At 68.2% G+C, this 20,866-nt stretch carries 23 protein-coding genes; 4 read left to right on the top strand and 19 right to left on the bottom strand.

Translation table 11 applies throughout. The annotated features are described in order from the left end of the window. Window positions 1-9: 9 nt before the first annotated feature. The 4 genes from can to ACXJLU_RS07630 form a co-directional block, all read right to left on the bottom strand. Window positions 10-687, bottom strand: coding sequence for a carbonate dehydratase (gene can / locus ACXJLU_RS07645; RefSeq protein WP_457329842.1), 678 nt, complete (start codon window positions 685-687; stop codon window positions 10-12). 127 nt (window positions 688-814) lie between these two features. Continuing rightward, entirely contained in the window at window positions 815-1,948 is a 1,134-nt protein-coding gene (locus tag ACXJLU_RS07640) for an ABC transporter substrate-binding protein (RefSeq protein WP_457329841.1), read from the bottom strand. A 235-nt stretch (window positions 1,949-2,183) separates the two neighbouring features. Further along, window positions 2,184-3,362 (bottom strand): isovaleryl-CoA dehydrogenase, encoded by a 1,179-nt coding sequence (locus ACXJLU_RS07635; protein WP_457329840.1) that lies wholly within the window; start codon window positions 3,360-3,362, stop codon window positions 2,184-2,186. A 35-nt stretch (window positions 3,363-3,397) separates the two neighbouring features. Further along, window positions 3,398-3,817: a MerR family transcriptional regulator gene (locus tag ACXJLU_RS07630; protein WP_073463204.1), complete on the bottom strand. Its 420-nt coding sequence runs from the start codon at window positions 3,815-3,817 to the stop codon at window positions 3,398-3,400. Window positions 3,818-3,900: 83 nt separating this feature from the next. Here ACXJLU_RS07630 and ACXJLU_RS07625 point away from each other — a divergent pair, with 83 nt between their 5' ends. Then, complete coding sequence (locus ACXJLU_RS07625; protein WP_457329886.1) at window positions 3,901-4,989, top strand: MBL fold metallo-hydrolase; 1,089 nt, start codon at window positions 3,901-3,903, stop codon at window positions 4,987-4,989. A gap of 22 nt (window positions 4,990-5,011) precedes the next feature. Here ACXJLU_RS07625 and ACXJLU_RS07620 read toward each other — a convergent pair whose 3' ends face one another. Genes ACXJLU_RS07620 through ACXJLU_RS07600 form a run of 5 tightly spaced genes read right to left on the bottom strand, consistent with a single transcriptional unit; the run spans window position 5,012 to window position 9,753 of the window. Next, window positions 5,012-5,701 (bottom strand): GntR family transcriptional regulator, encoded by a 690-nt coding sequence (locus tag ACXJLU_RS07620; RefSeq protein WP_457329839.1) that lies wholly within the window; start codon window positions 5,699-5,701, stop codon window positions 5,012-5,014. A gap of 2 nt (window positions 5,702-5,703) precedes the next feature. Further along, window positions 5,704-6,579, bottom strand: coding sequence for an ABC transporter permease (locus tag ACXJLU_RS07615; protein WP_457329838.1), 876 nt, complete (start codon window positions 6,577-6,579; stop codon window positions 5,704-5,706). Continuing rightward, window positions 6,579-7,436 carry an ABC transporter permease gene (locus tag ACXJLU_RS07610; protein ID WP_457329837.1) on the bottom strand — a complete coding sequence of 286 codons (858 nt, stop codon included), beginning with the start codon at window positions 7,434-7,436 and terminating at the stop codon, window positions 6,579-6,581. Before ACXJLU_RS07610 ends, ACXJLU_RS07615 begins: the two co-directional genes overlap by 1 nt. Window positions 7,437-7,447: 11 nt before the next feature. Further along, window positions 7,448-8,722 (bottom strand): ABC transporter substrate-binding protein, encoded by a 1,275-nt coding sequence (locus ACXJLU_RS07605; RefSeq protein WP_457329836.1) that lies wholly within the window; start codon window positions 8,720-8,722, stop codon window positions 7,448-7,450. A gap of 38 nt (window positions 8,723-8,760) precedes the next feature. Further along, window positions 8,761-9,753 carry an ABC transporter ATP-binding protein gene (locus ACXJLU_RS07600; RefSeq protein ID WP_457329835.1) on the bottom strand — a complete coding sequence of 331 codons (993 nt, stop codon included), beginning with the start codon at window positions 9,751-9,753 and terminating at the stop codon, window positions 8,761-8,763. A gap of 150 nt (window positions 9,754-9,903) precedes the next feature. Between ACXJLU_RS07600 and ACXJLU_RS07595 the strand changes: the two genes are divergently transcribed. Further along, window positions 9,904-10,635 carry an aspartate/glutamate racemase family protein gene (locus tag ACXJLU_RS07595; protein WP_457329834.1) on the top strand — a complete coding sequence of 244 codons (732 nt, stop codon included), beginning with the start codon at window positions 9,904-9,906 and terminating at the stop codon, window positions 10,633-10,635. 74 nt (window positions 10,636-10,709) lie between these two features. On the opposite strand, the gene ACXJLU_RS07590 is transcribed toward ACXJLU_RS07595, so the two are convergent. The 5 genes from ACXJLU_RS07590 to ACXJLU_RS07570 all read right to left on the bottom strand — a co-directional run bounded on the left by ACXJLU_RS07590 (window position 10,710) and on the right by ACXJLU_RS07570 (window position 14,090). Next, a complete protein-coding gene (locus tag ACXJLU_RS07590) occupies window positions 10,710-10,994 on the bottom strand; it encodes a type II toxin-antitoxin system RelE/ParE family toxin (RefSeq protein ID WP_457329833.1) in 285 nt (94 codons plus the stop codon). A gap of 3 nt (window positions 10,995-10,997) precedes the next feature. After that, on the bottom strand, window positions 10,998-11,462 hold the full coding sequence (locus ACXJLU_RS07585; RefSeq protein ID WP_457329832.1) for an antitoxin PaaA2 family protein: 465 nt from the start codon (window positions 11,460-11,462) through the stop codon (window positions 10,998-11,000). A 218-nt stretch (window positions 11,463-11,680) separates the two neighbouring features. Further along, window positions 11,681-12,448, bottom strand: coding sequence for an ABC transporter permease (locus ACXJLU_RS07580; protein WP_457329831.1), 768 nt, complete (start codon window positions 12,446-12,448; stop codon window positions 11,681-11,683). Then, window positions 12,445-13,266: an ABC transporter ATP-binding protein gene (locus ACXJLU_RS07575; protein WP_457329830.1), complete on the bottom strand. Its 822-nt coding sequence runs from the start codon at window positions 13,264-13,266 to the stop codon at window positions 12,445-12,447. Before ACXJLU_RS07575 ends, ACXJLU_RS07580 begins: the two co-directional genes overlap by 4 nt. Further along, a complete protein-coding gene (locus ACXJLU_RS07570) occupies window positions 13,263-14,090 on the bottom strand; it encodes an alpha/beta hydrolase (RefSeq protein ID WP_457329829.1) in 828 nt (275 codons plus the stop codon). Before ACXJLU_RS07570 ends, ACXJLU_RS07575 begins: the two co-directional genes overlap by 4 nt. 91 nt (window positions 14,091-14,181) lie before the next feature. Between ACXJLU_RS07570 and ACXJLU_RS07565 the strand changes: the two genes are divergently transcribed. Then, window positions 14,182-14,703: an ABC transporter ATP-binding protein gene (locus ACXJLU_RS07565; protein WP_143171296.1), complete on the top strand. Its 522-nt coding sequence runs from the start codon at window positions 14,182-14,184 to the stop codon at window positions 14,701-14,703. Window positions 14,704-14,708: 5 nt separating this feature from the next. Here ACXJLU_RS07565 and ACXJLU_RS07560 read toward each other — a convergent pair whose 3' ends face one another. From ACXJLU_RS07560 to ACXJLU_RS07540, 5 genes are read right to left on the bottom strand one after another with little or no spacing between them, the layout of a single operon-like run. After that, entirely contained in the window at window positions 14,709-15,728 is a 1,020-nt protein-coding gene (locus ACXJLU_RS07560) for an ABC transporter substrate-binding protein (RefSeq protein WP_457329828.1), read from the bottom strand. Between the two features lie 40 nt (window positions 15,729-15,768). After that, window positions 15,769-17,028 (bottom strand): M20 family metallopeptidase, encoded by a 1,260-nt coding sequence (locus ACXJLU_RS07555; protein WP_457329827.1) that lies wholly within the window; start codon window positions 17,026-17,028, stop codon window positions 15,769-15,771. Next, window positions 17,025-18,788 (bottom strand): 2-oxo-4-hydroxy-4-carboxy-5-ureidoimidazoline decarboxylase, encoded by a 1,764-nt coding sequence (gene uraD / locus ACXJLU_RS07550; protein ID WP_457329826.1) that lies wholly within the window; start codon window positions 18,786-18,788, stop codon window positions 17,025-17,027. The genes ACXJLU_RS07555 and uraD overlap by 4 nt, the downstream gene beginning before the upstream one ends. Further along, entirely contained in the window at window positions 18,785-19,732 is a 948-nt protein-coding gene (gene puuE / locus ACXJLU_RS07545; protein WP_457329825.1) for an allantoinase PuuE, read from the bottom strand. Before puuE ends, uraD begins: the two co-directional genes overlap by 4 nt. A gap of 5 nt (window positions 19,733-19,737) precedes the next feature. Then, window positions 19,738-20,481: a GntR family transcriptional regulator gene (locus ACXJLU_RS07540; RefSeq protein ID WP_457329824.1), complete on the bottom strand. Its 744-nt coding sequence runs from the start codon at window positions 20,479-20,481 to the stop codon at window positions 19,738-19,740. Between the two features lie 26 nt (window positions 20,482-20,507). Here ACXJLU_RS07540 and uraH point away from each other — a divergent pair, with 26 nt between their 5' ends. Beyond that, window positions 20,508-20,861 (top strand): hydroxyisourate hydrolase, encoded by a 354-nt coding sequence (uraH, locus tag ACXJLU_RS07535; RefSeq protein WP_457329823.1) that lies wholly within the window; start codon window positions 20,508-20,510, stop codon window positions 20,859-20,861. The last annotated feature ends 5 nt before the right edge of the window (window positions 20,862-20,866 follow it).

The following is a 20,866-nucleotide window of genomic DNA, read 5'->3' as shown; positions in this document are numbered from 1 at the left end:
CGCGCCTCGTCAGCCGGTGATGGCCCCGATGGAGGCATAGCGCGACTGCAGCCCGGCCAGCGCCGCTTCGTACGCCGGCCCGACCTCGTCGGCGCGGCCGATCGTGATCTTCATGTCCTGCAGCAGCCCGTTGTACAGGCCGTAGAACCAGCCGTGCACGACCAGGTCCTGGCCGCGCCGCCAGGCCTCTTCGACGACGGTGGTCTGGCAGACGTTGCGCGCCTGCTCGATCACGTTCAGCTCGCACAGCGCATCGACGCGGCGCGACTCCTGCACCGTGTCGAGCCAGGCCTGGTGCTTGTTGCGCACGTCCTTCACGTGGCAGATCCAGTTGTCGGCGAGGCCGACGTGGCGGTCGTGCAGTGCCGCCGCGACGCCGCCGCAGCCGGAGTGGCCGACCACGATGATGTGCTTGACCTTCAGCATGTCGGTCGCGAACTGGATCACCGACAGGCAGTTCAGGTCGGAGTGCACCACCACGTTGGCGACGTTGCGGTGCACGAACAGCTCGCCCGGCGCCAGGTCGACCAGCTCGTTGGCCGGCACGCGGCTGTCGGCGCAGCCGATCCACAGGTACTGCGGCGCCTGCTGCTTCAGCAGCCCGGTGAAGAAGCCCGGCGAGCGTGCTTCGGTGCGCTGCGCCCACAGGCGGTTGCTGTCCAGGAGTTCTTGCAGGTCGGTGGTCATGATGTTGCAGTGCAGCGAAGACGGACGCAGTTTACGCATCCATCCCCAGGCTGCACGCGGACCGATCCGACGTGCCTGGACACGAGCGTCCCGCCTCCGCTCCCGCGGGGCCGAGACGCCCGGGGAATCAGTTGAGGATCTTGCCGTTCGCGCCGAACATCGCGAAATTCACGTAGTGCGAACCCGGCTTGTCGTTCAGGCTGAAGTCGAGCGTGTAGCCACCGACGTCGATCGCGTTGGCTGCATTCAGCGCCGCGGTCACGCCGGCCGGCGTCAGCGAGTTCGTGGTCTCCAGCACCTTGACCAGCGCCTTCGCGGCGATGAAGCCTTCGATCGAACGGGCCGACAGGTCCGGGTTGTTCGACGCGGCCTTCAGCTGCATGTACTCGCGCACGACCGCGAGGTTGCTCTGCTGCGGCAGCGGCAGCACCACCGAGAACGCGTAGCCACGCGCACGCTCCGGGCCGAGCGCCTTCAGCAGCGCATCGGTGTCGATGATCGACATGCCGTACAGGATGCCCTGGCCGCCCTTGGCGGCGTACTGCTTGACGAACTCGATGCCGGCCGCGGTGGTCGCGCCGAGGAACACCACCTGCACCTTCGAGTCGATGATCTCGGCGACCGACTTCTCGACCTGGATCGTGTTGCGCGGGTAGCCGCTCGTCACCGCGAGTTCGATGCCATGCGCCTGCGCGGCGATCTGCGCACCGGCCAGCACGTCCTTGCCCAGGCCGTCGTCCTGGTAGACCAGGCCCACGCGCTTCACGCCGACGTGCGACAGTTGGTCGAACAGACGGCCCACCTCGTCGTGGTAGCTCGCCTTCACGATGTGCATGCCCGGCGCCTTGACGACCGTGGCCGCACCCGACACCGCGCCGACCAGCGAGGTCTTGGTCTGCGTGTAGACGCCGTCCTTGGCCAGCGCCTCGAGGTTGGCAGTGCCCACCGTGCTGATCATCGCGACCGGCGCCTCGGCGGCGATCAGCTCGCGCGTCAGGCGCACGCTGTCCTCGGGCTTCTGCGCGTCGTCGCGCGTCACCAGCTTGATCGGCCGGCCGCGCACGCCGCCCTTCAGGTTCACCGCATCGAAGTACAGCTTCGCGCCGGCATTCATCGCCTTGCCGGTGACGGCCTGCGGGCCGCTGAACGGTGCGACCTGGCCGATCACGATCGGCTCGGCGGCCAGCGCCGCGAACGGGAAGGCCAGCGTGGCGGCCAACAGGCCGGTGACGGCCAGCGCGTGCAGACGGAAGCGCTGCACAGCGGAAGTCGGTTTGGTATACATCAGATGGTCCGGTATGGCGCGAACGGCGCCGTATGGACAGCATCTTAGAAAGATGGGCCGGGATATCCCTACTCATTTCGCGATTCAATTGCAAGCCGATGTGAACTGCTGCGCGAAGATTTTTCTTGCTTTTTTGGTGCCGCGCGATATTCGCCCCAAGCTGTCAAAAAGCCGTCAGGAAATGGGGCCGAACCGGTGCGGCACAGCATATTCACATCGTTTCGGCGAACAACTCGCGCCCGATCAGCATCCGCCGGATCTCCGACGTGCCCGCGCCGATTTCGTAGAGCTTCGCGTCACGCCAGAGACGGCCGAGCGGGTACTCGTTGATGTAGCCGTTGCCGCCGAAGATCTGCACGCCTTCGCCGGCCATCCAGGTGGCCTTCTCGGCGCACCACAGGATCACGCTCGCGCAATCCTTGCGCACCTGGCGCACATGCTCCACGCCGAGCGCATCGAGGTTCTTGCCGACGGTGTAGCAGAAGGCACGCCCGGCCTGCAGCACGGTGTACATGTCGGCGACCTTGCCCTGGATCAGCTGGAACTCGCCGATGCTCTGGCCGAACTGCTTGCGGTCGTGGATGTACGGCACCACGTTGTCCATCACCGACTGCATGATGCCGATCGGCCCGGCGGCGAGCACCGCGCGCTCGTAGTCGAGGCCGCTCATCAGCACCTTGGCGCCGCCGTTCAGGCTGCCGAGCACGTTGGCGGCCGGCACCTCGACGTTCTGGAACACCATCTCGCCGGTGTGCGAGCCGCGCATGCCGAGCTTGTCGAGCTTCTGCGCGGTGCTGAAACCCGCCATGCCCTTCTCGACGATGAAGGCCGTGACGCCGCGCGCGCCGAGCTGGGGCTCGGTCTTCGCGTAGACCACCATCGTGTCGGCGTCGGGGCCGTTGGTGATCCACATCTTGGTGCCGTTCAGCAGGTAGTGGCTGCCCTTGTCCTCGGCCTTCAGCTTCATGCTGATGACGTCGGAGCCGGCGCCCGGCTCGCTCATCGCGAGCGCGCCGACGTGCTCGCCGCTGATCAGCTTCGGCAGGTACTTGCGCTTCTGCGCCTCGCTGCCGTTGCGCTTGATCTGGTTCACGCACAGGTTGCTGTGCGCGCCGTAGCTCAGGCCGACGCTGGCCGACGCGCGGCTGATCTCTTCCATCGCGATCATGTGGGCGAGGTAGCCCATGTTCGCGCCGCCGTACTCCTCGCTGACGGTGACGCCGAGCACGCCGAGCTCGCCCATCTTGCGCCACAGGTCCATCGGGAACTGGTCGCTGCGGTCGATCTCGGCAGCGCGCGGGGCGATCTCGGCCTCGGCAAAGGCGCGCACGGTGTCACGCAGCGCATCGATGTCTTCGCCGAGCTGGAAGTCGAGTCCGGGCAGGTTCATGGGGTGTCTCCGTCGGTTTTTCGGGGTGAAACGTGTCAGGGCGAATTCAGCAGCCGCTTCGCCTCTTTCTCGTGCGTGCGCACCTCGTCGAGCGTGACGTGCAGGTCGGCCATCTGCTGCTCCAGCTGCTGGCGGTGCAGCGCCAGCACGGTGAGGAACTTCTTCAACTGGGCCTGCGTGTCGCGCGGCGACTCGTACATGTCGACCAGCTCCTTCACCTCGGACAGCGTGAGCCCGAGCCGCTTGCCGCGCAGCGTCAGCTTCAGCCGCGTGCGGTCGCGCGCGGTGTAGATGCGGTTGCGGCCGGCGCGCTGCGGCGACAGCAGCCCGCAGTCCTCGTAGAAGCGGATGGCCCGCGTCGTCAGGTCGAATTCGCGCGCGAGTTCGCTGATCGTGTAGGTGATTCCCGGGAGGGACGAGGTGGCAGGCACCTCGGCGACAGCAGCGTGCGGCATGAAAACCTAGAATCGGCTGATTGACGTATACGTAAAGTGTAGCTGCCCTCATGACATCCACCACCCCGCCCATCCCCAAGCCGATGAACGAGCTCGAGCGAGCGCTGCAGTACCCGCTCGGCGAGAGCCTGCCCGACACCGGCCGGACGCTGGAGGTGGCGCCCGGCGTGCGCTGGCTGCGCATGCAGCTGCCGTTCGCGCTGGACCACATCAACCTCTGGCTGCTGCGCGATGAGCTCGACGGCCGCGCCGGCTGGACGATCGTCGACTGCGGCATCACCAACGACGCGACCCGCGCGGCCTGGGAGCAGGTGTTCGAGACCGAGCTGCAGGGCCTGCCGGTGCTGCGGTTGATCGTGACGCACATGCACCCGGACCACATGGGGCTGGCGCACTGGCTGACCGAGCGCTGGAACGTGCGGCTGTGGATCAGCGCGACCGACTACAACGCGGCGCGGCTGGCCAGCACCTCCACCACCGGCTTCGGCGGCGAGGCGGCGGCGGCGTTCATGGCCAGCCACGGGCTGACCGATCCGGAGGCGGTGGCGAAGATCAGGGCGCGCAGCAACTACTACGCGACGATGGTGCCGCAGGTGCCCACCGCGTTCCGGCGCCTGCTCGACGGCATGGTGATCAGCATCGGCGGGCACGGCTGGCAGTGCATCTCGGGCTACGGGCATGCGCCGGAGCACATGTCGCTGTACTGCGCCGAGCTCGGCGTGCTGATCTCGGGCGACATGCTGCTGCCGCGCATCTCGACCAACGTCAGCGTGATCGACCTGGAACCCGAGGCCGATCCGCTGCCGCTGTACCTGGCGTCGATCCAGCGCTTCAACGCGCTGCCGGCCGACACGCTGGTGCTGCCGTCGCACGGCAGGCCGTTCCGCGGCATGCACACGCGCATCCAGCAGCTGGTGACCCACCATGACGAGCGCTTCGCCGACGTGATGACCGCCTGCGCGAAATCACCGCAGAGCGCGGCCGACCTGCTGACGGTGCTGTTCGCGCGCAAGCTCGACCTGCACCAGACGACGTTCGCGATGGGGGAGTCGATCGCGCATCTGCATGCGCTGTGGCTGGCGGGGAAGCTGGTGCGGTCGGTGGATGGGGCGGGGGTTTATCGCTTCGCGAGCGCCGAACCCGGATTGGCATCCGGGCTACAGGTCCCGTAGCCCGGATGCCAATCCGGGTTCTTCACCGGTACGCGCGAAACACATCCCGCAACGCAGGCACCACCTTCGCCACCGGCTGCGACAGGCTGCGCTCGATCTCGTTCAGATGCCGCCGCATCTCGGTCGACGCGCCCGCGCCGGCCCCTTTGGCGAGCACCTGCAGCAGTTGCTGGTGGCTGTGTGCCACACACATCGGCTCGCCGGGCGACTTGTAGAGCGCCATCAGCAGCGAGGTGGTCGGCAGCAATTCCTCGAGCAAGCGCACGAAGATCGGGTTGCCGCTCATCCGCGCGAGCTTCAGGTGGAATTCGCCCGACAGCCGGATCGCCTCCTGCTTGTTCTGCGACTTCGTCGCCCGCGCCTCGGCCTCGACCAGCTGGCGCAGCTCGGCCAGTTGCTCGGCGCTCAGCTTGCCGGCCAGCCGCCGCGCGACCTCGCACTCGACCACGCGCCGCGCATCGAACACATGCTCGCCGTCGCGCCGCGTCGGCTCGGGCACCTGCGCGCCGCGGTTCGGCCGCAGCACGATCACGCCGTCCTGCGCGAGCTTGTGCAGCGCTTGCCGCACCAGCGTGCGCGACACCGCGAAGGTCTGCGCCAGCTCCTCCTCGCGCAGCCGCGAGCCGGGCACGAGGCGGTGGTCGATCACCGCGGCATAGATCGCTTCATAGACCCGATCGGCACCGCCGATCGCCGCGGACGCTTCGGCCATCGTCACGCGCCGCGGCGCTTCCCGAGCCACTTCACCAGCGCCAGCGTGCAGCCCATCACCACGAACGACACGACCGTCGTCACCGTGCCGAGCGCATAGATGGCCGGCGTGGTCACGGTGCTCGTCAGCCCCTGCAGCTCCAGCGGCAGCGTGTTGACGTCGCCGATCGCCTGCGAGGTGCGCGCGATCTCGTCCCAACTCAGCGTGAAGCCGAACATGCCGACCCCCACCAGGCTCGGCGCGATCAGCGGCAGCACCACGTGGCGGAAGCTCTGCCACGGCGTCGCGCCCAGGTCGGCCGCCGCCTCCTCGAAGGCCGGGTTGAAGCGGTTGAAGACCGCCAGCATGATCAGCAGCCCGAACGGCAGCGTCCAGGTCATGTGCGCGCCGAGCGCCGAGGTGTACAGGCCCATCGCGGTGCCGTAGCTCTCGAGCAGGCCGGTCGCGCCGAGGCTTTCCAGCACGCCCCGCAATGCGGTGTCGATCAGCCGGAACTGCAGCCCGATGCCGAGCGATACCACGATCGACGGCATGATCAGGCTCGCGACCGAGGTGTAGAACAGCACGCCCGAGCCGGAGAACTTCTTGCGGAACGCGAGGCCGGCACCGAGCGACAGCAGCACCGTCAGCAGCATCACGACGGTGCCCAGCGCCACCGAACGCCGGAACGCGGCCGCGATGTCGACCACGCCCATGCCTTCCCACAGCTTCGCGAACCAGTGCAGCGAGACGCCGCGCATCGGGAACGTGAGCCCGCCCTCGGGCCCCTGGAAGCTCAGCACGAAGATCGTGATCATCGGGCCGTAGAGGAACAGCACGAACGCGCCGAACACCGCGGCGAGCGCGTAGAAGCTGCGGGGGCGCTTGTCGACGTGCATCAGAGCTGCTTGCGGATGTCGACGAGCCGGGTCAGGCCCCAGATCATCATCAGCACCACCGCCAGCAGGATCACCGCGTTGGCCGCGGCCATCGGGAACTGCAGGTACGAGGTCTGCACCTGGATGATCTTGCCGACCGAGGCGATCTGCTGGCCGCCCATCACGCCGATGGTGACGAAATCGCCCATCACGATCGTGATGACGAAGATCGAGCCGATGATGATGCCGGTGCGGCTCAGCGGCACGACCACGTTCCACACCGTCTGCCAGCCGCTCGCGCCCGAATCGCGCGCCGCCTCGATCAGCGCGCGGTCGATGCGCATCATCGAGTTGAAGATCGGCACGATCATGAACATCGTGTACAGGTGCACGAAGGCGAGCACCACCGAGAAATCGCTGAACAGCAGCCACTCGATCGGCGAGTCGATCACGTTGGCCGCCTGCAGCCCCTGGTTGATCAACCCGTTGCGCCCGAGCAGCGGCACCCACGAGATCATGCGGATCACGTTGGAGGTCCAGAACGGCACGGTGCAGACGATGAACAGCAGCGTCTGCGCGCCGACCGAGCGCACATGGAAGGCCAGGAAGTACGCCACCGCGAAGCCGATCAGCAGCGTGACAAGCCAGACGAGGAAGCAGAACTTCAGCGTCGACAGGTAGGTCCGCAGCGTGGTCTCGTTGAAGACGTCGAGGTAGTTCTGCGCGGTGAAGGCCGGGATCAGCTCGTAGTCGGTGGCGCGCCAAAAGCTCACCGTCACCACCAGCAGCAGCGGCAGCACGAGGAACAGCACGAACACCAGCGAGAACGGCGCGGCCTGCAGCCAGGCCGAAACGCGAAGGGGCTTCGTGCTGCTCATGGGCGCTCAGTTCAGGCGGCGACGAACTCGTTCCACTTCTGAACCATGTACGCGTTCTCGTCCATGATCGCGTTCCAGCAGGCGATGCCGCCCATGCGTGTCTCGTAGCTGCCGCCGTCGCGCACGCTGCCCGCCTTGGCCAGCAGGTCGCCGTTGGGCGACTTGATGTCCTGCGCAGCCGCCTTGCCTTCCATCCAGTAGGCCCATTCGTAGGCCTCCATCTTGGCCTTGGCGGTCTCCAGCACCGCGCTGTAGTAGCCCTGGCGGTTCAGGTACGCGCCGGCCCAGCCGTCGAGGAACCAATTGATGAACTCGTAGACCGCATCGGCCTTCTTGCCGCTCACCGTCTTCGGCACGCCGAAGCCGGCGGCCCAGGCGCGGTAGCCTTCCTTCAGCGGCTGGAAGGTGCAGGCGATGCCCTTGGTGCGCACGGCAGTGACGGCCGGCGACCACATCGACTGGATCACGACCTCGCCCGAGGCCATCAGGTTCACGCTCTCGTTGAAATCCTTCCACAGCGCGCGGAACTGGCCGGCCTTCTTCGCCTCGATCAGCGTCTTGATCGTCAGGTCGATTTCCTTCTTCGTCATGTTCCCCTTGTCGGGGTACTTGTAGAGGCCCGCCGCCTCGACCACCATCGCCGCATCCATGATGCCGATCGACGGGATGTTCAGGATCGCGGCCTTGCCCTTGAACTCGGGGTTCAAGAGCTCCTTCCAGCTTTCAATCGGGCGCTTGATCAGGTCGGGCCGGATGCCCAGCGTGTCGGCGTTGTAGACGGTGGGGATCAGCGTCATGAACTGCGTCGACTCCTTCGCGAAGTCCTTCGCGGTCGGCGACGCGACGTACATCACCTTCTTCGGCGCGGTGCCCTGGTCGCCGACCTTCTTGCCGCCGACCTCCCCCTTCGTGAACAGCGTGGTGATCTTGTCGGCGTTCTTGATGCGCTTGGTGTCGATGCCCAGCAGGTTGCCGGTCGGCAGGATCTTCTTCAGCGAGAAGTACTCGGTGTCGATCAGGTCGAACGAGTTCGGCGCGGTGACGGCACGCTTGGTCACGTCGTCGGTGGTGACCGGGATGTACTGGATCTCGATACCGGTGTCGGCCTTGAATTTGTCGGCGATGGCCTTGTCCTGGTTCACCGCGGTGCCCAGGTAGCGCAGCGTGATCTTCTCTTGCGCATGCACGAACGGGAAGGCCAGCGCGCTGCCGGCGGCCGCCGCGCCCTTCAGCAGCGTGCGGCGGCCGAGCTTCGGTGTGGCGGTCGGATCGTTGTGGTCGGACATGGGAGGCTCCTCGGGGTGTTTGTGGGAACGGAAACGGTTCAAGCCAGCGCATGCGCCTCGTGGGCAGCCCAGCTCACGTAGACGGTGTCGCCGGGCGCGAACGGCGCGGCGTCGAAGCTGGCATCGGAGACGGTGGCCGTCCAGTGCGCGTCGGCCGCCTCGCCCTGCGGCGCCAGGCTCACCTGCACATAAGTGCCCTGGTATTCGACGGCACGCACCGCGGCGGCGCGGCCGTCGGTGTCGGCATGGCGTTGCAGCCGCATGCGGTCGGCGCGCACGGCGATGTGACCGGCCGGCGACGCGATCACGTTGTGCGCGCCCATGAAGCGTGCGACGAACTCGCTGCGCGGCGCGTTGAACACCTCGCGCGGCGAGCCGGTCTGCTCGATGCGGCCCTGGTTCATCACGACCACCTGGTCGGCCAGCGCCATCGCCTCTTCCTGCGAGTGCGTCACGTGCACGAAGGTGAAGCCGAGCTCCTGCTGCCAGCGCTTCAGCTCGGCGCGCATCTGCACGCGCAGGAACGGATCCAGCGCCGACAGCGGCTCGTCGAGCAGCAGCACGCGCGGCTCGGTCATCAGCGCGCGCGCCAGCGCCACGCGCTGCTGCTGCCCGCCGGACAGCTCGCTCGGCAGGCGCGCGAGGTAGGGCGTCATCGCGACCAGCGCGAGCAGCTCGCGCGCCCGCGCATGGCGCTCGGCCGGCGCCTTGCCGCGCATCTTCCAGCTGAAGGCGACGTTGTCGAGCACGCTCAGGTGCGGAAACAGCGCGTAGCTCTGGAACATCATCGCGGTGCCGCGGTCGGCGGCGGCGCTGTAGGTGATGTACTTGCCGCCGAGCAGGATCTGCCCGTCGCTCGCGAGCTCATGGCCGGCGATCATGCGCAGCGTCGAGGTCTTGCCGCAGCCCGAGGGTCCGAGCAAACAGCAGTAGCTGCCGGAGGGAATCGTCAGGTCGATGCCGTCGACGGCGACGGTGTTGCCGTAACGCTTGACGAGCGAGGTGAGCACCAGGGACGAGTCGGGCTTCATGGGTCCGGCTGTATGCAAAGCATGTGCCAGATGGCTCGCCCAGATTTGGGGCGCTGTCGGGCAACGTGCAGGCGCACGACTTGCTCAGCTGATGGCGACACCCAGGCCCGCTTTGTATACAAAGCAGCCCATCGCACAGAGGAGCCGACGATGAAGATCCGCGTGATCAACCCCAATACCAGCGCGTCGATGACCGCCAAGATCGGCGAGGCCGCGCGCGCGGTGGCCGCGCCCGGCACCGTGATCGATGCGGTGCAGCCGAGCTTTGGTGCACCGTCGATCGAGGGGCACCACGACGACGTGTGGGCCGCCGCCGGGGTGACCGAACAGGTGCGCGCCGGTGAGCTGGGCGGCGCCAATGCGCACGTCATCGCCTGCTTCGGCGACCCGGGGCTGCACGCCGCGCGTGAGCTGGCGCACGGGCCGGTGATCGGCATCGCGGAGGCGGCGTTCCACTGCGCATCGCTGCTGGCGACCGGCTTCTCGGTCGTCACGACGCTGACGCGCACCTGCGTGATCGCCGAGCACCTGGTGCTGCAGTACGGCTTCGAGCGACGCTGCCGCGGCATCCACGGCACCGACATCGCGGTGCTGGAGCTCGACGACCCGGCGAGCGACGCCTATGCGCGCATCCTGGCGAGCGCACAGCAGGCGCTGGAGCGCGACCGCTCCGGCGCGATCGTGCTGGGCTGCGCAGGGATGGCCGACCTGTGCGCGCGGCTGCAGGCCGAGCTGGGCGTGCCGGTGGTGGATGGCGTCGCAGCGGCGGTCAAGCTGGCCGAGGGGCTGGTCGCGATGAGGCTCGGGACGAGCAAGCGCGGGGACTATGCGGCGCCGTTGCGCAAGGACTATGTGGGGCTGGCCGCGCCGTATTCGCCGTAGCCCGGATGCCAATCCGGGATGTGTCGGTCACGATCCCGGATTGGCATCCGGGCCACAAGGCCGGCGGCGCCCCCTCAGCCCTTCTTCGGCCAGCGAAGCGCGGTATGGAGTACACGCAGAACCTCGACCGCCTGCGGCGTGACACGATAGACCATCAGGTCGTGGGGCCGCACAACGATCTCACGTGTGCCCTTGACGCGACCCACCTTGTACAGCGTCGGATTCGACCGGGCGAGTTCCGCCTTCAATTCGAACTCCTCGTCGAGTTCAGCCGCCGCGAGCGGGTTGTCACTCGCAATGTGATCCTCGATCGCCATGCGATCCCTGAGCGCCATCGGGCGCCATGCGAGCCGTTTCAATGATCAACCCGTCTTGGCACGCCGGCGCAGCGCGGCGCGGCGCGCTTCGAACTGCGCACGCGCATCTTCGTCACTGACGCTCGGCCGGGGATCGTCGATCGAAGCCTGCACGCTGGCGCGGAACCACTTGTCGTAAGCCGCGGCCTCGTGCGCATGCTTCATGCGCTCGGATGCCACGCTGCTTCGACGATCCGTGGCGTCAGAAGCGCCAACGGCTGCTTCGTATTCAGCCGCATCGACATGAAAGGCCGTGATGCCCATTTCTTTCAAGTAGCTCGCCAGCGTCTCGAAGCGGCGAAAGAGTCGGGTGTGGCCGCGGCGCGCCGCAAGCGTCTGATGCGAACGCCCATGCCTGATGACCACGCCCCAGGCTCCCGCCTGACCAACCACCTCGGCGCGCACAGTTTTACCTGCGTCGACCAGGTTCTGCAGGGTTTCGTGATCAATGGTCGTGCGCGGCAGTTGCATCGAGCTTCCGGTGCCAACGAGAGGAAAGCCGGGATTCTTCCAAATTCTTAGAAAGTGGTCAACGCAAACTCCCCGTAGCCCGGATGCGAATCCGGGATTCGTCGCTCACGATCCCGGGTTGTCACCCGGGCTACACGAACACACGCCATTCGGGCATCGAGAGGGCCTTCGATACCTCAGGCTGAACGGCTGCTACCAGTCATCACGCCCCGGCGTGCTTATGCCGCCCCCGCCCCCCGATGCGCCCACCCCGTCGTGCGCCGCTCGACCACCGCGAACAGCTCGTACATCCCCATCGCCATCGCGCCCACCACCACCAGCCCGGCGAACGCCAGCCCCATCTGCATCGACGAGCCGGCCGAGATCAGTAGGTAGCCGATGCCCTCGTTGGCGGCCGTCATCTCCGACACCGTCGTGCCGACGAAGGCCAGCGTGATCGCGACCTTCAGCGACGCGTAGAAATATGGCATCGAGCGCGGCAGCCCGACCTTCAGCAGCACATCGGTGCGCCGCGCGCCGAGCACGCGCAGCACGTCCTCCAGCTCCGGCTCCAGCGTCGCGAGGCCGGTCGCGATGTTGACCGTGATCGGGAAGAAAGAGATCAGGAACGCCGTCAGCACCGCCGGTCCGACCCCGATGCCGAACCACACGACCAGGATCGGCACGAACGCCGCCTTCGGCAGCGCGTTGAAGGCCGTCATCAGCGGGTACATCGCCGCATACGCCAGCCGCGAGCTGCCGACCAGCACGCCCAGCAGCACGCCGACGACGATCGCCAGCCCGAAGCCCAGCATCGTGACCCAGAACGTACGCCATGCATGCGCGGCAATCACCGCATGGAACTCCCACAGCTGCTGCGCGATGCGCGACGGACTCGGAAAGATGAAATCGGAGATGCCGAAGCCGCGGCACGCCAGCTCCCAGAGCAGCAGCACCGCGGCCAGCAGCAGCCACGGCGCGAGGCGCTCGCGTTGCCGGCGCGTCACGACACCGCCTCCGGTGCGCGGCGGATGCTGCCGATGTGCTCGCGCAGCTCGAGCACCACGTCGCTGAACTCGCGGGTGTAGGTGAGCGCGAGGTCGCGCGGCCGCTCGAAGCCGATCTCGCGGCGCGCCAGCATGCGCCCCGGGCCGCGGCTCATCACGTGCACCGTGTCGGCGAGGAACACCGCCTCGCGCAGGTCGTGCGTCACCAGGATCACGTTGAAGCGTTGCGCCGCCTGCAGGTCGCGCAGCGTGCACCACAGCTCCTCGCGCGTGAACGCGTCGAGCGCGCCGAACGGCTCGTCGAGCAGCAGCATCTTCGGTTCATGGATCAGCGCTCGGCAGATCGATGCGCGCTGCTGCATGCCGCCGGACAGCTGCCACGGGAACTTGTCTTCGTAGCCCGCCAGGCCCACGCTCGCCAGCAGCGCGCGCGCCTTCGCCTCGTACTCGGCGCGGCGGGCGCGGAATTGCGAGCGGTGCGGCTCGACGATCTCCAACGGCAGCAGCACGTTGCGCAGCGTGCTGCGCCACGGCAGCAGCGACGGCGCCTGGAAGGCCATGCCGGTGATCTTCAGCGGCCCGGCGACCTCGCGGCCGTCGACCAGCACCGTGCCTTGCGACGGCCGCTTCAGCCCGGTCGCGAGCTTCATGAAGGTCGACTTGCCGCAACCCGAGGGCCCGACGATCGCGATGAACTCGCCCGGCTGCGCCCGCAGCGAGATGTCCTCGACCGCGAACTGGCCACGCGCGAGCAGCTCGTCGTCGTAGGCGAGCCAGACCTTGCGGAAGTCGACGAAAGGCGGCAGCGGTGGATTCATCGGGAGGCCGGCGGTGACGAGGGGGCGAGGCGCGAGATCAACGACTTGACCGCCTCGCGGTACAGCGCCGGATCGTCGTCGTGCAGCCGGCTGTGCGAGCCGCCGCTGAACTCGACCCAGCGCGTGCCGGCCGGCGCCGCATCGCGCAGCGCGCGGCCGAGCGTCACCGGCACCGTGTCGTCGGCGCTGCCGTGCATGATCAGGATCGGGGCGTCGATGCGGCCGATCTTGTCGATCGAATCGAACTTCTCGGTCGCGAGCCACGAGACCATCGTGCCGACCACGCCGAGCTCGGCGGCCACGTCGGGCAGCCGCGTGAAGGTCGACTCCAGGATCAGGCCGCCGTAGTCGCGCCCGGCGCGCTTGCGGCTCGCGAGGTCAACCGCCACGCCGCCGCCCATCGAATGCCCGAAGATCACGCGCCGCCCCGGATCGGGCTGGTGCCTCACCAGCTCGGCCCACGCGCTGTCGGCATCGGCCAGGATCGTCGCCTGCGACGGGATCAGCCGCGTGCTCTCGCCCCAGCCGCGGTAGTCGACCGCCAGCACCGAGAAGCCGGCATCGCGCAGCGCGTCGATCTTCGGCAGGTTGCGGTACAGCGCGCGAAAGGTGCCGTGCAGGTACAGCAGCGTCGGTGCCTGCGGGTCGGCGTTCGGCATCCACCACAGCTGCAGCCGGTCCTGCATCCCGGGTGTTACCCCAGGCACCGCCACCGCATACGACAGGTCGCCCGGCCGCAGTGCGAACTCGGCCGGTTGCCCCGGCGAGGGCCGGAACACCCATTGCCTCTGCTTCAGGTCCCACCACGCACAGCCTTGCAGCATGACAACGCACGACACCGATGCGCACAGCCATCCGACAAGCCTGGATGCCTGCCTCCAAAAACCAGGTCGAGAGTTCGCGACAATCAGCGCCATGAAGTTTCCTGCCCTGGCGTCTGCCGTGTGCGCCTGCGGCGTGTCGATCTGCACCCCCGCGCAAACCGTACCCGCTGCCCCTGACGCGCCCGAAGCGCCGCCGGCCACTGTAAGTGAGGATGTCTGGCGCCTGATGTATTCGCCGGCGACCTACCACTACTCGCGCGACCCCGACCACCACTACGTGTGGATGGTGGGGGTCGAGCGCGAGCGGCCGAACGGCGTGGTCTCGGGCTTCACCTACTTCAGCAACTCGTTCGGGCAGCCGAGCGCCTATGCCTACGTCGGCCAGCGGTTGACCGATTTCAGCGAGTGGAACCGGCTCTACGCGCAGTGGACCGCCGGCCTGATCTACGGCTACAAACCGCCGTTCGACGACAAGGTGCCGCTGAACTACAAGGGCTTCTCGCCGGGCCTGGTGCTGACGGTCGGCTGGCAGCTGACGCCCACCGTGTCGACCCAGGTCAACGTGCTGGGCAACTCGGCGCTGATGTTCCAGGTGTCGGCCGTGGTCCCCTGACGGGCTCACTTGCGCGCGACCGCGAAGATGTTGCGCGAGGCCGCATCCGGCAGGTAGGCGTCGCTCCACACGGCCGCCGGGTTCACGCGCTCCTTGGTGCCGAACGCGTCGGACACCTGGCTGGCCATCAGGCTCAGCCGCGGTGCCAGCACCGTGCCGAAGCCCTCGGCCCGCGCATCGGCGGTCAGCACCGTCGCATCGAGCGTGAGCTTCAGGCGCCGCAGTTCCAGCGCCTCGTTGACGATGCCGTCGCGCGCCTTCACAGTCGCGACCGCCGCGGCCGGATCGGCCACCACGTCCTTCATGCCCTTGGCAAACGCGCGCAGGAAGGCCTTCACCGCGTCCGGGTTCTTCTTCAGGAACTCCTGCGACACGATGACCGCGTTGCCGTACAGCTTCACGCCGTACTGCGGGTACGGCAGCACGACCACGTCGTCGGCCTTCACGCCGCGCGCCTCCAGGTTCAGCAGCGAGGTGAACGAGAAGCCGGTGATCGCGTCGATGTCGCCGCGCACCAGCATGGTCTCGCGCAGCGGCGGGTCCATCGCGGTCCAGGCCACGGTGCCGATGCCGTTGGCCTTCGCGAAGATCGGCCAGGCCTTGCGGCCGGCATCAAACACCGGCGCGCCGAGCTTCTTGCCGTTCAGGTCGGCCGGCGTCCGGATGCCGGATTTCTTCAACGCCAGCACCGCGGCCGGCGTGTTGTTGTAGACCATCATCACCGCCACCGGCTTGTTCGGCGCGGTCGGGTTGTTGGCGTGGAACTCCATCAGCGCCGCGAGGTCGGCGAAGCCCATGTCGTACGCGCCCGACGCGACTCGCGCGACGGCGCCGCCCGAGCCGTTGCCGGCGTCGATCGTGACGTCGAGCTTCTCGGCCTTGAAGTAGCCCTTCGCGGCCGGCACCAGGAACATCGCCGCCGGGCCTTCGAAGCGCCAGTCGAGCTGGAACTTGACGGGGATGTCCTGGGCCGATGCGGCCTGCGCGAGGAAGACGGTGGCGAGGACCAACGTGCGAATGAACATGCGAACTCCGTAGCCCGGATGCCAATCCGGGAGGCATGAATCACGAACCCGGATTGGCATCCGGGCTACAAAGATCATGCAAGGCGCGCGCCACCACCTGGGTCGCCCGCCGCAGGTCCTCGAGCACCACATGCTCGTCGGCCCGCTTCGCGTTGCTCTCGAACACCGTGCGCGGCCCGGCACCGTAGATCACCGCCGGAATGCCACGCTCGCTGTACAGCCGCACGTCGGTGTACAGCGGCGAGCCCGAGGTGGGAATCGGCTCGCCGAACACCGCCTCGCCATGCCGCTGCAGCGCCTCGACCAGCGTCCGGTTGCCCGGCAGCGGCTGCAGCGCGTGCGCCAGCAGCAGCCGGCGGATCTCGACGGTGATGCCCGGCACCTGCGCCGCCGCGTCGGCGATCACCGTCCGCAGCGCGGCCTCGACCTCGACCGGGTTCTCCTCCGGGATCATCCGGCGGTCGAGCTTCAGCACCACCTTGCCCGGCACCACGTTGGTGTTGGTGCCGCCCTCGATGCGCCCCACATTGAGGTACGGGTGGCGGATGCCCGGCACCTTCGACGTCACCTGCCGGTACAGCGCGTTCTGCGCATACAGCGCGTTCAGCAGCGCGACCGCACCCTGCAGCGCGTCGATGCCGGTGTCGGGAATCGCCGCATGCGCCATGCGGCCGTGCACCGTCACCTCCATCTGCAGGCAGCCGTTGTGCGCCGTCACCACCTGGTAGCTGAAGCCGGCGGCGATCAGCAGGTCGGGCGTCGTGAGGCCGTGCTTCAACAGCCAGCCGGGGCCGAGTTCGCCACCGAACTCCTCGTCGTAGGTGAAGTGCAGCTCGATGCCGCCCTTCAATGGCACGCCCAGCGCCTCGAGCGCCCGCACCGCAAAGGTGTAGGTCGAGAAATCGCTCTTGCTGACCGCCGATGCGCGGCCGTAGAGCTTGCCGTCCTCGATGTCGCCGCTGTACGGCCCGTGCGCCCAGCCTTCACCGGGCGGCACCACGTCGCCGTGGGCGTTCAGTGCGATGGTCGGGCCCTCGTCACCCTTCCCATAGCGGCGGCGCACGATCAGGTTGGTGATGCTCTCCATGCCGGCGGCACGCACCTCGTCGCCCGGCACCACGTGCCGCTCGGCCTCGAAGCCGAAGCCCGCCAGCAGGGCCGCGGTGCGCTCGGCATGCGGCGCGTTGTTGCCCGGCGGCGTGTCGGTGGGCACCTGCACCAAGGCTTGCAGGAACCGGGTCTGCTCGTCGAAATGCGCGTCGATCCACGCATCGAGGCGCGCGTACGTGTCGTCGCTCATGTCGTCTCCAGGTGGTCCAGCAGGTGCTGGAAGGCCTCGACGCACAGCTGCGCGTCGTGGTTGGTGATGGTTTCCAGCGGGTTGTGGCTGATGCCGGAATTGCCGCCGCGCAGGAACAGCATCGCCTGCGGCATCACCTCGTGCAGCTTCATCGCATCGTGGCCGGCGCCGCTGGGCATGCGGTGCACCGGCAGGCCGCTCGCCTCGACCGCGCGCTCCCAGCGCTGTTGCCAGGCCGGCGCACTCGGCGCGGCCGACGCGCGCAGCGTCTCTTCGAGCGTGTGGTGCAGGCCGCGCCGCTGGCAGATCCGTTCCAGCTCGGCCACCACGTCGCGTGCCAGCGCATCGCGCGCCTCGTCGGTGGTCGCGCGCAGATCGAGGCTGAACACGCAGCGCCCGGGCACGACGTTGATCGAGCCGTTCGGCACGCTCAGCATGCCGACGGTGCCGACCAGGTTCGGCTGCGCGGCGGCGCGCTCTTCGACGTACAGCGCCAGCTCGGCCACCGCGGTCGCGGCATCGCGGCGCCGGTCCATCGGCGTCGTGCCGGCATGGCTGGCCATGCCGATCACCTCGCCGAGGTAGCGAACGCTGCCGTTGATCGACGTGACGACACCCAACGGCAGGTCGAGCTCGTCGAGCACCGGGCCCTGCTCGATGTGGACCTCGACGAAGCCGAGGTACTGCGCCGGGTCGCGCCGCAGCGCAGGGATCTTCGCGGGGTCGAGGCCGGCGCTGCGCATCGCGTCGCGCATCGCGATGCCGTCGGCATCCTGCTGGTCGAGCCAGCGGGTGTCGAACTGCCCGATCAGCGCGCCCGAGCCGAGGAAGGTGGCCTTGTAGCGCTGGCCTTCTTCTTCCGCGAAGCCGACCACCTCGATGCCATGCTTCAGCCGGCGGCCGGCGCGCTGCAGCTCGCGCACGCAGACCATCGGCACCAGGATGCCGAGCCGGCCGTCGTATTGGCCGCCGTTGCGCACGGTGTCGAAGTGCGAGCCGGTCAGCAGGCGCGGCGCGGCGTGATCGCTGCCGTGATAAAGGCCGACCACGTTGCCGACCGCATCGACCGACACCTCGTCGAAGCCGCAATCGTGCATCCAGCGCACCAGTTGCCGCTGGCAGGCGCGGTGCGCATCGGTCAGGTAGGTGACCGTCAACTGGCCGTGCTCGGCATAGCCCGGGTCGCTGTGCTGCGCGAGCAGCTCGGCGCAGTCCCAGACCTGGTTGCCCAGCGTCGGCTCGCTGCCGAACTTGTCGTCCAGCCGCAGTTCGGCAATGCGGTCGATCTGGCGCAGGCATTCGGCCAGTTCGACATCGGCATGGCCTTCGACGCGGCGCGCGAAGGTCTCGATGACCTGCGTGCGCGTGAGCCCGCTGCCGCGCGGGCCGCGCACGGCCAGGATGAAGGGCCAGCCGAAGCGCGCCGCATAGGCCGCGTTCAAGGCCTGCAGGCGCGCGAACTCCTGCGGCGTGCACTGCGTGAGGCCGGACACCGATTGCTCGCCGGCCGATTCGCGCGTCAACGCGACCTTTGCCTTGCCGGCCAGCTCGGGGTGGGCACGCACCAGCGCGAGCTGCTCGTCGCGTCCGGCATCGCGCACCACCTGCACCAGCGCGTGCTTCAGCTGCGCCAGACTGGTGAAAGGCGCCGCGGCGAAGGCCCGCTCGGCGATCCACGGCGAATGCTCGTAGACGCCGTCGAGCAGCGCGACGAAGCCCTCGACCGTCGCCTCGTTCAGTTGCTGCAGGCTGATGCTCATGTCCAGATCCAGGCGTTGTCGGCGTTGAACGGATGCACGCTCTTCCAGTGGCGCGCGATGTCGACGCGGCGGCAGACCCACACCCGGTCATGCGCCTCGATGTGGTCGAGAAAGCGCTGCAGCGCGCGGAAGCGCCCGGGCCGCCCGAGCAGCCGGCAGTGCATGCCGATGTTCATCATGCGCGGCGATTCGTCGCCCTCGGCGTACAGCACGTCGAAGCTGTCGCGCAGGTAGGTGAAGAAGTCGTCGCCGGTCGCGAAGCCCTGCGGCAGCGAGAAGCGCATGTCGTTGGTGTCGAGCGAGTACGGCACCACCAGGTGCGGCGCGAGGCTGCCGTCGGTCTTGCGCACCTGCATCCAGAACGGCAGGTCGTCGCCGTAGTAGTCGCTGTCGTACTCGAAGCCGCCGTAGTCGGCCACCAGGCGGCGGGTGTTCGGGCTGTCGCGGCCGGTGTACCAGCCGAAGGCGCGGTCGCCGGTCAGCTTGTGGATGATGTCCATGCCGATGTCCATGTGCTGGCGCTCGGTGGCCTCGTCCATCTGCTGGTAGTGGATCCAGCGCCAGCCGTGGCAGGCGATCTCGTGGTCGAGTTCGACAAAGGCTTGCGTCAATTCGGGGTGGCGCTCCAGCGCCATCGACACGCCGAACACCGTGAGCGGCAGCGCGCGCCGCTCGAACTCGCGCAACAGCCGCCACACGCCGACGCGCGAGCCGTACTCGTAGATCGACTCCATCGACAGGTGGCGCGCCGGGTAGGCGGCCGGGTTGAACATCTCGGACAGGAACTGCTCGCTGCCGGCATCGCCGTGCAGCACGCTGTTCTCGCCGCCCTCTTCGTAGTTCAGCACGAACTGCACCGCGATGCGGGCGCCGCCCGGCCATTCGGCATGCGGAGGGTGTTCGCCGTAGCCGGCGAGGTCGCGGGGGTAGGAAGGTGATGGCATGGCGGTCAGGCGTGCGCCGGCCGGGCGCCGGCAAGATCAGGGACGCGCGGGTCGAGCTGCAGGTTGCGCTCGACGCTGCGCAGGTGGGACTGCATCAGGCGCACCGCGGCACGCGCGTCGCGCCGCTCCAGTGCGTCGACGATGGCCACGTGCTCCTCGAAGGAGTGTTCGGCCGAATGCGCCGACTGGTACATCAGCGAGATCAGCGACGAGCGCGACACCAGGTCGGCCAGCAGCTCGGCCAGCACCTCGTTGCCGAGCATGCGCGCGAGCACGACGTGGAAATCCGCCAGCAGCCGGGTGCGGCCGGTGACGTCGGTGCGCAGCACGGCCTCTTGCTCGGCGGCGAGGTGGGCACGCAGCGCGGTGAGCTGCGCGGCATCGAGCGCGCCGGCGGCGCGGCGCACCAGCGCGGCCTCGATCATGTGGCGCACCTCGAACACCTGGCGCGCCTCGTCGACGCTGGGCATCGCGACGCGCGCGCCGCGCGCCGGCTCGAGCGTGATCAGCTTGTCGCGGCTGAGCTGGTTCAGCGCCTGGCGCACCAGCGTGCGCGAGACCTTGAACAGGTCGGCGATCTTCTGCTCGGCGAGCTTGGTGCCGGGCATCAGCCGGCGCTCGACGATCGCGGTGGTGATGGCGTCGACGATGCGCTGCGTGGTGCCCCCATCGGCCGCGTCGGCGCGCGCCCGCGCGGGGCGGATCTGCTTCAACGGGGCCGCCGATCTGGCGGGGATGGCGCGGGGCATGGCAAAGTGTATACACTTTCGCCACCATGGGAAAACTGACGACGCACGTGCTCGACACGATGAACGGTTGCCCGGCTGCGGGGATGGCGGTGCGGCTCTACCGCATCGACGGTTCGACGCCGCAGCTCTTGCGCAGCGTGCAGCTCGACGCCGACGGCCGCGCCGGCGGCCCCTTGCTGGAAGGCGCCGATTTCATCGCCGGCCGCTACCGCCTGGTGTTCGAGCTGGCCGATTACTTCCGCGCACGCGGCGTCGCGCTGCCCGACCCGCCCTTCCTCGACAGCGTGCCGCTCGACTTCGGCCTGGCCGACACCAGCGCCCACTACCACGTGCCGCTGCTCGCAAGCCCCTGGGCCTACTCCACCTACCGCGGCAGCTGACGCGC

This window comes from Rhizobacter sp. P5_C2 (assembly GCF_054049715.1).
This window is presented reverse-complemented; position numbering and strand designations above follow the sequence as displayed.

What these genes read in the sequence shown, in the direction of transcription:
- uraH (WP_457329823.1), top strand. Translation starts at nt 20,508, where the DNA reads ATGGGAAAACTGACGACGCACGTGCTCGACACGATGAACGGTTGCCCG.
- ACXJLU_RS07635 (WP_457329840.1), bottom strand. Translation starts at nt 3,362, where the DNA reads ATGAACCTGCCCGGACTCGACTTCCAGCTCGGCGAAGACATCGATGCG.
- ACXJLU_RS07595 (WP_457329834.1), top strand. Translation starts at nt 9,904, where the DNA reads ATGAAGATCCGCGTGATCAACCCCAATACCAGCGCGTCGATGACCGCC.
- ACXJLU_RS07555 (WP_457329827.1), bottom strand. Translation starts at nt 17,028, where the DNA reads ATGAGCGACGACACGTACGCGCGCCTCGATGCGTGGATCGACGCGCAT.
- ACXJLU_RS07620 (WP_457329839.1), bottom strand. Translation starts at nt 5,701, where the DNA reads ATGGCCGAAGCGTCCGCGGCGATCGGCGGTGCCGATCGGGTCTATGAA.
- ACXJLU_RS07560 (WP_457329828.1), bottom strand. Translation starts at nt 15,728, where the DNA reads ATGTTCATTCGCACGTTGGTCCTCGCCACCGTCTTCCTCGCGCAGGCC.
- ACXJLU_RS07585 (WP_457329832.1), bottom strand. Translation starts at nt 11,462, where the DNA reads ATGCAACTGCCGCGCACGACCATTGATCACGAAACCCTGCAGAACCTG.
- ACXJLU_RS07575 (WP_457329830.1), bottom strand. Translation starts at nt 13,266, where the DNA reads ATGAATCCACCGCTGCCGCCTTTCGTCGACTTCCGCAAGGTCTGGCTC.
- ACXJLU_RS07605 (WP_457329836.1), bottom strand. Translation starts at nt 8,722, where the DNA reads ATGTCCGACCACAACGATCCGACCGCCACACCGAAGCTCGGCCGCCGC.
- ACXJLU_RS07625 (WP_457329886.1), top strand. Translation starts at nt 3,901, where the DNA reads ATGAACGAGCTCGAGCGAGCGCTGCAGTACCCGCTCGGCGAGAGCCTG.
- ACXJLU_RS07540 (WP_457329824.1), bottom strand. Translation starts at nt 20,481, where the DNA reads ATGCCCCGCGCCATCCCCGCCAGATCGGCGGCCCCGTTGAAGCAGATC.
- ACXJLU_RS07630 (WP_073463204.1), bottom strand. Translation starts at nt 3,817, where the DNA reads ATGCCGCACGCTGCTGTCGCCGAGGTGCCTGCCACCTCGTCCCTCCCG.
- ACXJLU_RS07570 (WP_457329829.1), bottom strand. Translation starts at nt 14,090, where the DNA reads ATGCTGCAAGGCTGTGCGTGGTGGGACCTGAAGCAGAGGCAATGGGTG.
- ACXJLU_RS07600 (WP_457329835.1), bottom strand. Translation starts at nt 9,753, where the DNA reads ATGAAGCCCGACTCGTCCCTGGTGCTCACCTCGCTCGTCAAGCGTTAC.
- ACXJLU_RS07615 (WP_457329838.1), bottom strand. Translation starts at nt 6,579, where the DNA reads ATGCACGTCGACAAGCGCCCCCGCAGCTTCTACGCGCTCGCCGCGGTG.
- ACXJLU_RS07610 (WP_457329837.1), bottom strand. Translation starts at nt 7,436, where the DNA reads ATGAGCAGCACGAAGCCCCTTCGCGTTTCGGCCTGGCTGCAGGCCGCG.
- puuE (WP_457329825.1), bottom strand. Translation starts at nt 19,732, where the DNA reads ATGCCATCACCTTCCTACCCCCGCGACCTCGCCGGCTACGGCGAACAC.
- can (WP_457329842.1), bottom strand. Translation starts at nt 687, where the DNA reads ATGACCACCGACCTGCAAGAACTCCTGGACAGCAACCGCCTGTGGGCG.
- uraD (WP_457329826.1), bottom strand. Translation starts at nt 18,788, where the DNA reads ATGAGCATCAGCCTGCAGCAACTGAACGAGGCGACGGTCGAGGGCTTC.
- ACXJLU_RS07565 (WP_143171296.1), top strand. Translation starts at nt 14,182, where the DNA reads ATGAAGTTTCCTGCCCTGGCGTCTGCCGTGTGCGCCTGCGGCGTGTCG.